Origin of the sequence: Pseudoalteromonas sp. OF7H-1 (assembly GCF_022347825.1) — a bacterium.
Classification (GTDB): Bacteria; Pseudomonadota; Gammaproteobacteria; order Enterobacterales; family Alteromonadaceae; genus Pseudoalteromonas; species Pseudoalteromonas maricaloris.
The window spans coordinates 190796-204340 of the sequence record NZ_JAKRFX010000004.1; the positions used below are offsets into that span (position 1 = coordinate 190796).

General features: G+C 42.7%; 9 protein-coding genes. 7 read left to right on the forward strand and 2 right to left on the reverse strand.

What is annotated here, in order from left to right; all coding sequences use genetic code 11:
- Nucleotides 1-89: 89 nt before the first annotated feature.
- The 4 genes from ybaK to MHN30_RS06910 all read left to right on the forward strand — a co-directional run bounded on the left by ybaK (nt 90) and on the right by MHN30_RS06910 (nt 5304).
- Nucleotides 90-548, forward strand: a complete 459-nt coding sequence (ybaK, locus tag MHN30_RS06895) for a Cys-tRNA(Pro) deacylase (protein ID WP_130165456.1) — start codon at nt 90-92, stop codon at nt 546-548.
- 277 nt (nt 549-825) lie between these two features.
- Entirely contained in the window at nt 826-3081 is a 2256-nt protein-coding gene (locus MHN30_RS06900; RefSeq protein ID WP_130165457.1) for an acyl-CoA dehydrogenase, read from the forward strand.
- A gap of 450 nt (nt 3082-3531) precedes the next feature.
- Nucleotides 3532-4470 carry a phosphotransferase gene (locus MHN30_RS06905; protein ID WP_130165458.1) on the forward strand — a complete coding sequence of 313 codons (939 nt, stop codon included), beginning with the start codon at nt 3532-3534 and terminating at the stop codon, nt 4468-4470.
- Between the two features lie 3 nt (nt 4471-4473).
- Nucleotides 4474-5304 (forward strand): EamA family transporter, encoded by an 831-nt coding sequence (locus MHN30_RS06910; protein ID WP_130165459.1) that lies wholly within the window; start codon nt 4474-4476, stop codon nt 5302-5304.
- Nucleotides 5305-5330: 26 nt separating this feature from the next.
- Here the strand turns inward: MHN30_RS06910 and MHN30_RS06915 are convergent, their stop codons facing one another.
- Both MHN30_RS06915 and MHN30_RS06920 read right to left on the reverse strand, forming a co-directional pair.
- Nucleotides 5331-6974 (reverse strand): S8 family serine peptidase, encoded by a 1644-nt coding sequence (locus MHN30_RS06915; protein WP_239359047.1) that lies wholly within the window; start codon nt 6972-6974, stop codon nt 5331-5333.
- A 142-nt stretch (nt 6975-7116) separates the two neighbouring features.
- Nucleotides 7117-8178 (reverse strand): ABC transporter substrate-binding protein, encoded by a 1062-nt coding sequence (locus MHN30_RS06920; protein WP_239359049.1) that lies wholly within the window; start codon nt 8176-8178, stop codon nt 7117-7119.
- Between the two features lie 200 nt (nt 8179-8378).
- Between MHN30_RS06920 and MHN30_RS06925 the strand changes: the two genes are divergently transcribed.
- From MHN30_RS06925 to MHN30_RS06935, 3 genes are all read left to right on the forward strand, one after another.
- A complete protein-coding gene (locus MHN30_RS06925; RefSeq protein WP_239359051.1) occupies nt 8379-8771 on the forward strand; it encodes a cytochrome b562 in 393 nt (130 codons plus the stop codon).
- Nucleotides 8772-9056: 285 nt separating this feature from the next.
- Entirely contained in the window at nt 9057-10505 is a 1449-nt protein-coding gene (locus MHN30_RS06930) for a basic secretory protein-like protein (RefSeq protein WP_239359053.1), read from the forward strand.
- 196 nt (nt 10506-10701) lie between these two features.
- On the forward strand, nt 10702-13530 hold the full coding sequence (locus tag MHN30_RS06935) for a TonB-dependent receptor (RefSeq protein ID WP_239359055.1): 2829 nt from the start codon (nt 10702-10704) through the stop codon (nt 13528-13530).
- Nucleotides 13531-13545 lie beyond the last annotated feature (15 nt).

Below are 13545 nucleotides of genomic sequence, written 5' to 3' on the forward strand. Positions count from 1 at the left end.
ACGGATGATGGAGCTCATCGTAAGGCGATAGCATAAGCGTTTGTTTCTTGGTATAACAGAAATCAACATCTGCTTAAAAGGAGTTTGTAATGACACCGGCAATTAACCTACTTAAAAAGGCGAAAGTGGCGTTCCAAGTGCTGCAATTTGAGCATGACCCTAATGATCATGACTTTGCTAATGAAGCAGCGAAAAAGCTCAACCTAGACCGAGAAAAAGTATTTAAAACCCTGCTGATTGACGTTGATGGTAAATTGTATGTAGCTGTTTCTCCCGCCACGCAACAAGTGGATTTAAAAGCCTTTGCTAAAGCGTGTAAGGGGAAAAAAGCACAGCTTGCAGATCAACAAAACGCGCAAAAGGTAACTGGTTATTTAATTGGTGGTATAAGCCCGTTTGCGCAGAAAAAGCAGCTGCCCACGTTACTTCACGAGAGTGCTTTAGCATTTGAGCAAATTTATGTTAGTGCGGGTAAGCGGGGAGTTGAAGTCGTTGTTTCACCTGCTACGGTAGAGCAGCTATGCAAAGCAAAAATTGCACTGTTTTAATGGCAGTGCTCAGCGTAAAAACCATCTTGATTACAGATAAAATGCCAGTCTAGAACTGCTCAGGCTGTCAAAGCTTCTCGTTCACTCCTATTTTTCCCCTAAGAACAGTAATTTACTTTTCTCAACTTACAGCTGTAAGCCATTAATTTAGCAGTCATTTATATTAATCACTCGATAACTCAGTAAAAAAGCCGTTAAAAAATTAAGTAGAGTAATTGATCTAAACGAATTTTTATGCCGTAATGTAGGTATATCTATCTGGTCGGATGAGTTAATTATGAGCCTAAGAACGAATTTAAGAAAGATCCTCCCAAGCATTTCAATCACAGAACAAGAAGCATTAGATGCCGGTGATGTTTGGTTAGAAGGGTCAATTTATCAAGGTAAGCCTGACTTTTCGGCGCTTCGTGCTGTACCTGAAGCTAAGCTAAGTGCAGAAGAGCAAGCTTTTTTAGAAGGTCCAGTTAAAGAATTAATGGGTATGATCGATGACTCGGAAATTCAAAATGGCAAACACCTGCCAGAGCACGTGCTTGAATTTTTGAAAAGAGAGAGATTTTTCTCTTTGATCATTCCAAAAGAATACGGTGGTCTAGAGTTTAGTCCTTACGCAAACTCAACGATTGTAGGTACGATTGCGACTAAATCCTCTGCGGTAGCGGTAACGGTGATGGTTCCTAATTCACTAGGTCCGGGTGAGTTATTGCTTCATTATGGTACTAAAGAGCAGCAAGCGCACTACCTTCCTCGCCTAGCAAACGGTCGTGATATTCCGTGTTTCGCGCTAACAAGCCCTGAAGCTGGTTCCGATGCCGGTGGCATTCCGGACCAAGGTATTGTTAAAAAAGGCATGCATAACGGTGAAGAAGTACTCGGTCTTGAAGTAACATGGGACAAACGCTATATCACACTTGCGCCGATTGCGACGGTACTCGGTTTAGCCTTTAAAGTATTGGATCCAGAGGGATTACTAGGCGGTAAAAAAGAACTAGGGATCACCTGTGCGTTAATTCCACATGACCATCCAGGTGTGCAACTTGGTAACCGTCATGACCCGATGGGGATACGCTTCTATAACGGTACGACACGTGGTGAAAAAGTATTTATTCCAATGGACTTTATTATCGGTGGCCAGAAGAATATCGGTCGCGGTTGGCAGATGTTGGTAAGTTGCTTAGGTGCTGGACGTGGTATTTCTTTACCAGCGCTAGGTGTTTCAACTAGTCAAGTCGCATTGAAATCGGCATCAGAATATGCAGCGGTACGTGAGCAGTTTGGTCTTTCGATCGGCCAGTTTGAAGGTATTCAAGAAAAGCTTGCTGATATTGCAGGCAAAGCATACATGCAAGAGGCAATGCGGGTATTAACAACAGAAGGTTTAGGTATGGGTCTTAAGCCATCTGTAGTAACAGCAATTGCAAAATACCACATGACTGAAACTGGTCGTGACGTATTGGACTCTGCAATGGATATTCTTGCAGGTAAGGCTATTCAAAACGGTCCTCAGAATACCCTTGCAAGCGGTTATGTTGCCCAGCCAATAGCGATTACCGTAGAAGGTGCAAACATTCTAACGCGTAACTTGATGATCTTTGGTCAAGGTGTAATGCGCTGTCACCCATATTTGCAGTCGATGGTTGAATCTATTCACAGCGAAGAGAAAGACGCCGACAGTAAATTCCGTGGTATTTTGACAAAAACAGTTAGCTATAGTGTTGCCAACAGCTTACGTGCTTTCAAATACGGCCTTATGCCATTCACTGCTGATGCAAAATCACCATTACCTGAAGTGCGTGCGTATGAAAAAGCCGCGCATAGATTAGCAGCTAAGCTTGCGGTATACGCAGACTTTTCATTGCTCGTATTAGGTGGAAAACTGAAACAAGCAGAAATGCTGTCAGCACGCCTTGGTGATGTAATGAGTCACTTGTATGCAGCGATGGCTTCAATCAAATACTATGAGCAAAAAGTAGCGGTAGCAGAGCGTGAGCAAGCAGCACCTTATTTCCATTATGCTACAAGGCATGCACTTATCAGTGCTGAAGAAGCGCTACATAAATTCTTAGATAACTTCCCGGCAAGTGGTACTCGTAAATTTATGCGTGTGATCACGATGCAGTTTAGTGGCAAACAAATGCCTAAAATTAATGATGATATGATCAGAGAGTTGGCCGCCGCGGCGCAAATGGATACGCCAATCAAAGCGCAGCTTACTCATCTTGTGAAGCCTACCGCAGGTGATGGTCATGATATCAATGAGCAAGCATATAAAGCTAAGATGGGTTGCCTTGACCTGCTTGCCAAAGTTAAAAAGGCAGTTCGCAAGCGCGAGATCCAACCAGGTGTTCGTTTCGAGCAAACATTAGATAATGCACTCGTTAGTAACCTTATCAACGAAGAAGAGTACGCAAAACTGGTTGATTACAATCGCAAGCGTGAAAAAGCAATCCGAGTGGATGAGTTTGACTTCGATTTAAACTTGTTAGATGAACAAAGTGCGAAAGAAACAGTCAAGCAAGCTGTGAATGAGTAAGTTAAACAAATAACTTTTTTGTAAAAGTAAAAGCCCTTAATCAATTGGTTAAGGGCTTTTTCATGTTGGGTAAAGATAATAACACCAGCTATAATTATCAAGCACTGTAAAACGGTTTGCTTATTTATACCAATTTGTCTTAATACTAGCTCAATTTGAAGGAGCATATCTGACGTTAACAGCGTTAAAAATTTTTTATTTAGAATAACTAAATAGCAAAATTTTTGCCTTGTCTATATGGATGTAGGTACCTTGGCGGGAGCAGGATGCGGAAGCGGTGTTATCAACAAGATTTCTTCGTCTCAAAATAGATCACTTAATTAAGCAAATTGGTATTCGTAACAGTAAGTAAAGGGTTGTACTGTGTTTAAGTAACCTGAGTTATACAATAAAAAAGTTTGGCTATTTATTGAACTGCTTTCAGGTTAAATAACAAAAAGGTGTAACACAGTGAAAATAAGTATTCCGAACGATGTAATTTCTGCGCCTATGTCAACACAGCAAGAGCAACAATTATGGAGCGGTTGTGGTGATATGTTATTTATCAATCATGATGCTGGGAAGCTTGCAATTAAGCGCACTAAAGTGCCTAGTGACATTGCACATCGGCGAATTGCACAATCTTCAGTAGCGCTTGCGCGTAAAGCTAAGTCTTATCAAGTAGAACGTCACTTTTACAAGCATCATGCATGCGAGTTACTCTCACCCTGCAATACGCCTAGTTATTTAGGTGAAGGGGTAAGTGAAGGGATGGACTACATCGTCTTTAGAGACTTCTCAACTCAAGGTTTTTCGCAAACCGCTAATCCATCCGAGTCACAAATATTAGCAGTGATAGGGTGGTTAGCTAAATTCCATGCTCACTTTTTACAAAGCCCAGCAGAGCATGTGTGGGAACAAGGAAACTATTGGCACCTAGATACACGACCGGATGAGCTTGAGCGAATGCAGCACAGTAGCATTAAACAAGCGGCGCCACGATTACGAGATCGTATCAAAAATAGCCATTGGCATACTTGGATCCATGGCGACGCCAAGCTTGCTAACTTTGCCTTTAATGGCGACCAAGCGCTAGGATTCGATTTTCAGTATGTCGGAAAGGGTATTGGTGTGTCAGACTTAATGCTGTTTATTACATCGGTATTAGACGAAAAGGAACAGCTCCTGCATGCTGATGAGTATCTCAAGTTGTATTTAGATATGTTGAGAATAGAATTATTAGGCAAAGCAGCCTCTATTGATATCGCTCAGATCCTTTCTGAGTGGGAGTCGTTGTGGCCTGTGGTGTGGGCTGACTTTTATCGCTTTCTATTGGGTTGGAAACCGGACCATGTAAAAATCAATGATTACATGAAATTTCAAACGGAAATTGCATTACAACAGGGATAATAAATGGTCATAGCCTTATTCAGTGCGTTAAATTGGGCTGTATTTGATTTTTTACGAAAAAGGCTAGCGAGCCATTATTCAGCCGCGCAAATGTCGGTGATATTTAGTCTGCTAGTCTTACCTGCATACATTGGCTATTGGTTGGTTGTTGACAAACAGCTCCCAAGCTCTGCTTATATAGCGCCTGCGATAGCTAGCGGAATTTTGGCGGCAATTGGTAGCGTAAACTTTATTCAGGCGCTTTCGCTTGGGCGAATGGCGGTTATCCTGCCTCTGTTATCCATCACTCCAGCACTTGCAGGTGTATTTGCTTGGTTGCTACTAGGAGAACCTTTAACCACACTGCAGTCAATACTAATCGCTGCGATTGTTCTTGCTTCGTTTTTATTGCAAGGAGGCAGATTCTCTTTTCAAGAGCCTGGTGCAAAACAAGTTGCGATCACCTCTTTTTGCTGGGGGCTTTGCATCGTGTTCGATAAACAGGCTTTGCAATACAGCTCGCTCTCTTTTCATGCTGGGTTTCTAACCTTTATGGTATTTTTTGTTAATCTAATCTTGTTACGACCACAGTTTAAAAATCAAAATTTCCGCGCACATTGGTTGCTCTGGAGTATTTCTTCAGTGGTATTCGCTGTCGCTGTTATCTTTCAAATGCAGGCGTTAACCGAAATTCAGCCGGGGCTTGTTGAAGGATTGAAAAGAGCCATTGGTATAGTCAGCGCGAGTATGCTTGGAATGTGGTTTTTTAAAGAGGCAATTTCAACAAAAGAATGGCTTATGATCTCTGTTATTCTGTGTTGTAGTGCAATGTTAGCATTAAACAGTGGCGCTTAAGCGCCACTTAAAATTACTAATTGGTATTACTTACACTGCGCGACTTTAGTCCAAACGTTTGAGTAGATCTCTGGGCTTGCGCCTTGTGACCAGTACGTAGCACGGTATTCAAAGCCTTTGAATGAAACTCGGTCGCCGATGTAATAGAGTTTAGTTGCATTCCACTCTTGAATACCATTACATCCAGCTGGTGCATCGCTAACGGTAACTGCCAGTGTTTTAGAGGCTGTTTTGTTATTGGAAGCTGTCACAGTGAGTGTCACTTGATATGTGCCAGCACTCGCGTAGGTGTGTGATGGATTGGTTTGTGAGCTTGTTGCACCGTCACCAAATTCCCACTGATAACTACCTGCTGTTGATTGGTTGTTAAATGTCGCAGTGAGGCCGGATACGGTGAAGTTAAAGTTTGCATCGACCGCACCTGACGTATCACAACCATTATTTGTTAGATAATCAACCGCCGCTTTTGCTTGCACAATACCATAGCCGTAAGAAGTATCACGACCTGGCTGTCCTTTGTCTTTTGCTGTTGTATTCAACACTTGGCGAATTTGCTGAGCAGTACATTGTGGGAAGTGGCTCCACACTAGCGCTGCAACACCAGAAACATGCGGCGTTGCCATTGAAGTACCACTAATACTGCGATACGCGCCATTATTCCATGTTGAGTTTACACCAACGCCCGGGCCTGCAATTTCTACTTGGCTGTTGTATTGGGAGAAAGCGGCTTTTGACTCAGAGCTATCGACCGCTGCCACAGCTACAACTGCATTATACGATGCTGGATAGCTCAACGAGCTATTACCCGCGTTGCCAGCGGCTGCGATATGTAGCATGCCACGCTGATAACTTTGTTCAAACGCATTACGCTCTGCTGTAGAGCTGCCGCTACCACCTAAACTCATGCTGGTTACATTGGCGCCAGCCTGCTCACACTGTTCAATTGCTTTAATTAGATCGGAACCATATGCCCAGCGGCCTTGGTCATTAAACACTTTAACAATATGAAGACCTAGTTGGCCTGATGGATTTACCCCGACCACACCTGTACCATTACCACCTAAAGCGGCGATTGTGCCGGCAACGTGTGTTCCGTGGCCGTTACCATCGTTACTCCACACACCTGTGTCGTAGTTACCATAGCCGTCATTACCAGTAACGCCTGTACTAGGTAAGTCTTGATGACCTAGCGTATAACCTGTATCCATAATACAGACTTTACGGTTGCCGCTGTAGCCGTCAGATACTTGGTTAGCTTGCACCATGTTAATACCGTAAGGTGTGGTTTCAGCAAGTAAATCAATTGCTGAAGTTTCTACGCTTGGCAAATAGCGTTTAGGGTCAATTTCTACTTGCGCAACATTGCCGCTTGCTTGTAGTTGTTGCATTTGCGCAGAAGAAACTTCGGCAACATACGCATTAATGCTTGGCAATGTGTTGACTGCCGCTGTACCTAAGGTTGAGTAAGCAACTTCAGACAACGCCTGCGCTTTAAACTGTGCCGTTTCTGCTTGATTTAAGCGCACTGGCAGAACATTTGGTGTTGCACTGTCTTTTAACGTGACGATCACGCGCTGTGTATCTGCGTGAGCAACTGAAAGGCTTGCACAAACGCAGGCGCTAAGGGTCGAAAGCTTAAGAAGATTTACTACTGTATTACTGTTTTTCATATTTCACCTGTTTTACATGTTGTTTACGTTTGTTACTAAAACAGGTGTTGACATCGCTGTCAATGCGTAAAGATTAGACAGGTGTAAATTGCATTATCTTTCTGGGTTTTGTTTAATGAATTAATTAATTTTTCTTAAATTCTCAGTTTTTTATATTATTATTGTGATTGTTTTTATTAAGTGAGTGAGTTAGTTCCGTAATGGTAAATTGCGTTGGATCGTTAATGTAACGTAAAAAGTCCAGGTGTTCAGGAAAGTTTCCATGTATGGCATGATACAAAGGTAGGGAATCGTCATCCAACGATTCAAAAATAGACAAGGTCACGCTGTCTATCGGTGTGAAGTCTCTATGATATTGTGCTAGTCGAGCTAAGGTATAGGCCCCAAGTAACACATGTCCTCCAATCGACACGTTTAACTTAGGTGCAATATCTTCATCCCAATTAATCCCACCTATGACGATCTTACGGTTTAACTCTTGAGCTGCAAGTAATGCGCCATAAGCAATAGGATCATTGGCTGCCCAAACGGTTGTAATTGCGGAGTCTCGCTGTAACCACGCTTTAGTGAGGCGATAAGCTTCATTCTGAGACCATTGACAATTTGCCTCTGCGATTAATTCCAGCTCTTTATGCTGCTCAAGATAAGCGCGCATGCCTTTTTGTCGGTCTAATGCTGCAGTCGTCGCCACGTCACCTAGCAAAGCTAATACATGTTGCGAAGGATTGGAGGACCTAAGCGCTTTTCGCGCAAGTTGACGCATTAATTTAAAACCAGCTTGGAAATTGTCTGGCTCAATGGTGCCAATGATTTGGTACCCTGCCTTTAACAAAGCTACTTCCTCGGTTTTGGTCGGTCCATTGAGCAAGAAAATAATCTTAATGTTGGTGGCTTTGGTGTTTAACAAATAGGGAACGACACTCGACTTTTCGTTAACCAGCACAAGGTAATCAGCATCACTTTTCAAGGCTTGATCTACGAGCGATTTCATCAAAATATGGTTGCGCTGCGCATAACTAATTTTGAGGGAAATATTCATGTTATTAGCGGCCGCAGTCATCACGTTGCTGACGTTATACCAAAAGTCCCCTGTAGGATTCTTTGTTGCAAAGCCGGGGTTTACAAATTGAACGTTGAATCGTTGTGCAGATAGCACAGCCATCGGCGATAAGAGTAAAAAGATGAACAACAATTTTCGGATCATAAGTCTCTACATTTTTGATATTCAAAAAGTGTGCTGCTAAATACGCGACATCGTTAATTATGAGTATAGTTTACGCTAGAATCGTTGCGCTATCTGCCTGTTTTTTGCATGCTATTCGGAACCAGCTTTTTTTCATAGCATTGAATTTAGCTCATACGTTAATTGCTTTATACTAGCGCGCAAAGAGTAAGGGGACTTTGATGAGAAAAATCGTATTTATATTCGTGTTGTTGTTTTCGATATCTGGAGTTGCGCATGAGTCAAGCGAACTGAATAAAACCATGAAGGAAATGGGTCATATTTATAAGCAGGCTATGAAAGCGCAATCTGCTCAAGAAATGCAGGCGCACTTAACCGAGCTGACTACACTCGTAAATGAAAGTAAGCAATTTCAGTTTAAGCAAGCGGTGTCTGCCGAGTCAGTTGAGGGTTTGAATAAAGTACTCGAAACCATTACTAAAGCGAGCCGTGAAATAGACTCGGGAAGAGTTGAGAAAGCCCGTGAAATGCTTTTAAAAATTGATGAGCTGAGAAAGCAATACCACAAACTACACGAGCCGCCGAGCTTTTGGGAATTACTGTTTGGTAGTTAAGCTGAGATTCGAACAGTTAACTTATCTAAGCGCTGTGGTTATTTCTTGTTTTATCGCAGCGGCTTTGCTCATCTGTCTTGGCTTTAGTTGAGCATGACAAAATACTAGCGAGCCGTGGCTTGATCTTTCAGGCTCGCTCGTTAGTTCTCTATAAAATCCAAAAAGCGGTGAAATAGCGTTATCCTTTTCTGCACTTATTAAAAATTACGTAAAGATCTACTCAAAATAAGTTGCATTATTAATTGGAACGATCCAGTATGTTTGTTTTTAATCTGGGAAATTTCAATGAAAACCTCCTCATTAGCCAGTCTAATTTTACTTTCATTTTGTGGCTCCTCATTAGCAAGTGCCAATGCGCTCTACGACATCACCGAACGCGATGCATTCTCTGTAACGAGTGACGTAAAGGAGCAAATCCAAGGTGAGGGGATAGAGCAATTAGTTGATAGGTCGCTAAAAAGCAAATTCTTATCTAAGCAATCCAGCGCTGAGATTGTATTTGATCTGAAAGACGTAAAAGCGCTCAGACAATATAGTCTCACCTCAGCCCAAGATGCCCCCGCTCGAGACCCAAAGCATTGGACTGTAGCTGTATCTAGAGATGGTAAGGCATGGCAAGAGGCTGATAAGCGCAACAATATGGTATTTTCAAGGCGAGGTGAAACACTCGCTTTCGACCTACCCAAAACAACGGATGCGAGGTACGTGCGCTTTACTGTAGCACAAGAAGGCAAAACGCAGTGGGGCGACCGCTTTTTGCAAATCGCTGATCTGGCGCTCTATGTACAAACAAGTTTACCACTGGCAAATTTTACTGCAGATAAAACCGTCGCCAAGCTTAATGAGCCAATTTCTCTGCAGTCGATATCTGCAAACTCACCTACAGAGCTGAGTTGGAAGGTTGAGGGAAAAACGATGCTGCCAACCACAAAAAGTGTTGAAGTAGTTTATGACAAGCCAGGTAACTATGATGTTACTCTAATGACTAAAAATGCGCATGGCTCCGATCTTAAAACCCGTGCGAACTATTTAAAAATATACGATCCAAATCAACCATGGAAAGGCTTTGAGCCGCCAAAGGTCAAAGTGGTTATCGAAGATACTGAGTCGGCAGGGTCGAAACGCCTGCAAGCGCTATTTCCTGATATAGCCAGTACGGTAGATGACGTAACTCGCCAACTGGCCCCTAGGTTGTACAAACACTTTGCAGAGCTGCCAGAGTTTGAGCAAGTTACATTTAGGCTAAAGTGGATGGACACAATAGCGTATCGCTCTGGAGACGAAACAAACATGGAAATCGTGTTTAGTTCAAAGTACATCACCGAAAAACTCGCTGGGCAGCCAGATGAGCAAGTGGAATACGAACTCCTTGGTGTGCTCTGGCACGAACTTACCCATGGATATCAACTATTTCCAAAAGAGAGAAGTTATTCTGAGCCTGATGTACATGCATTTATTGAAGGAATGGCGGATCTCATTCGCATTCAAGCGGGATACCATAAAACCCGTTCGCCTAAGCCGTCAGATTCTTGGGTTGGTGGATACACAAACACTGGGTTCTTTCTCGCATGGCTCGCTGAGTCTCATCCTGATTTTGCCTATCGTTTTAATCAAACTGCGGTAGAAATAGAAAATTGGTCATTTGAAGATGCAATAAAATCAGTTACTGGAGAGTCCCTTGATAAGCTTTGGTCTCGTTATCAAAGTGGGCTAAATACCAAGAAATTGCAATGAACTAGCAAGAACTAGGTGATTACAATTTGTCGGTGTTGTGCTGTAAATGTACATAATTTGTTGACAGGTTTGTTTTATTGCTCATAATTGGAACGTTCCCTTTTTGATTTCTGCCTGATGCTTTGTTGGTTTTGCTAATGGTGAAATAAAATTTTTATAATAAATTGGAACGTTCCTTTTGAATTGTGGGGGTCTTATGACAACAATAATGTATAAACATAGCCTGATCGCCGCTGCTGTTCTTGCAGCGGTAGCAACTAACTCAGTAACAGCCGCAACAGATGAACAAGCAGAAGAAATAGAACGTGTTGAGGTGACAGGATCTCGTATTAAACGTATCGCCATTGAGGGTGTGACCAATGTCCAAAGTCTCTCTTCCGCTGATATGGTCAGAAGTGGTTTTAACACAGTTTATGACGCACTGAGTAGTATTTCCGCTGCTAGTGGTGCCGTTCTCGGTGAAGTAGAAACTGGCTCCTATACGCCTGGCGCCAAGGAGTTAAACCTGTTAGGTGTTGGACCTGAGTACACACTTATTCTAGTTAATGGCAAGCGCTTGGCCTATTACCCAATGCCTTACGGTGGCCAAACCAATTTTGTTAATCTCGATATGTTGCCAACGGCGATGGTTGAGCGCATCGATATTCAATCCGGCGGTGGCTCTGCAATCTACGGTTCAGACGCAATGGCTGGGGTAGTCAATATTATCACCAAAAAAGGTATGGACGAGCACGTCGTCGAAGCATTCTACGGCCAGGATACCTATGGTACGGGTGATAAAAAAGGCTTGTCGTTTGTTGGTGGTTTTGAGCAAGACGATTTTACGTTTGACTACTCACTGGAGTACAAGACGGAAGAGGCGCTAACTGGTGCCGACAGACCTTTTCATGACAGCGTTTGGGATAATCCAGACCCAACAAACAAGCGAGAGCTTAATCGTTCAATTACTGTATGGGCTGAGAATACCGAGTTCAAAAATCAATATTCAGCGCAGTACTGCAACACAGATGACAATCCACACCCAACTGCAGTTCAGCACTTTATTAGCCGCAATGATTACGGCCTAAGCTGTGGGTGGGATGAAACCGGTAACAATTTGCTCCGTAACCAAGTTGAAACCATGAGTTTGTATATCAACTCGGTGTACAGTATCAACGACGAACACAGTTTTTTTGTTAACGGATTTTATATCGATCAAGAAAAGAAAGGGGCACGAAATCCATTCTTCTTTGCTCATGCAGAGTCAATTCACGGATCCATGTTTTGGGATCCTGATATCAAAAATAAAGCTGGTGGCTATGGCGCTCCAGTTAAGTATATGTGGCGGATAGTGAATGATTCAGAATATACAAATGATGGCTTAGGTCGAGTATACGATGATAAATCTTATTCATTTAGTTTTGGTCTTGAAGGGGAGATAGCAGATTACTATTACTCCGTTGGCTTCAGCCGTTCACAATACGATTTCTCTGATAGGTACTTGCACCACACGGTTGAAGGAAATAACTGGCTAAAAGGACCAAAGTTGGGAGAGGTTGATGGCATGCCAATCTACCGTCCAAATTACCAAGCTTTTTTTGCGCCTCTGACCCAAGACAATATGTATAACATGGCTGATTGGGCAACCTACGATGGCTTATCGTTCAATGAAACCCTAACCGCAGATCTGTCCGGGGATTTATTTGAATTGCCAGCAGGATTTGTGTCTTTTGCGGCATATATTGAGCTGATGAAAGAAGGGACGAGAGCGACGCCCGATAGCAGAATACTAAATAAAGAGTTTGTTGGTCTGACTGGTGTTATCACCGATGGTGAACGTAACCGTTATGCTGCGGCGACAGAATTTATGATCCCTATTACTGAACAGATCTCTAGTGAAATAGCGCTGCGTTATGACCACTATGATGATATTTCTGATGTTGGTGGGGCATTCACTTATCAAGTCGGTTTTAAGTATTCTCCTACTGACGCGCTGATGCTAAGAAGTGCGTATGGCACAACGTTCCGTGGTCCTAGCATGAGCTCGGTATATCAAGGGTTTGCTGGTAACTTTGGACGAGGCTCGGACAGAGTGATTGCAGATGCTTGTCTACGTTTTCAAACCACAGGGGATCCCGCTCAATATAATGCTGATGCATTAACTATCAGCTGTGCAAACTTAGACACAACAAATAGCAATGAGCCAAAGCTAGATGCTGATTTTGAGACAATCTCGGCAGGGGATCCAACTTTAAAAGAAGAGTCTGGTCATTCATTAACCTTTGGTCTGGTGTATGAGTATTCCCCTGAGCTGTCATTCAATGTTGATGTTTATGACATTGTCTTAAAAGACAAAATTACTCGACTTGGGTCTGGCGAAATTCTTGATAATGTCTGGAAGTGTGAAAACGGCCTAATTGATCCGTCTTCTGCTAAATGCGCCAATATGCAAGACAGAGTACAGCGTTTTGATCAAGATGGTCTGGCAACCGACTGGTTAGGGAACACGAAAAAAGGGTTACCGTACACCGCAGCAATTATCAGAGAAGGTTATATAAACGCCGCGGAAAGGCAGCATGGCGGCGTCAACTTTGGTGTGAAGGGCACGTTTGAGTCAGAGCTTGGCGAGTTTATTTATAAGCTTGATTACAGCCATGTTTTAAAGAAAAAAGAAAAGCTCCGTCCCGAAGATCCGCTTGAAGATGTGCTAGACAGTCAAGATAACTATAACTTCAAAGATATGGCATCGTTTAACCTGACTTGGCAGTTGGAAAAGACCGCAATTTCATGGCAGGTAAATTATAAAGGAAAAAATTGGAACGGTGCTGATTTTGGTCAAAGAGAAAAGTTACCTGCATGGATAAAGCATAACCTAACCATTGGCCATTACATCAATGACAACACGCGAGTGATGTTTACGGTTCAAAACTTATTAAATGCGATGCCGCCTCAGGACGACTCGTTTAGAAGTTACCCATTCTATAAAGCGGGTAATTATGACACGAACGGGCGCGAGTTCTTACTAAAAGTTAACTACCAATTTTAATAATAAAGGGTAACG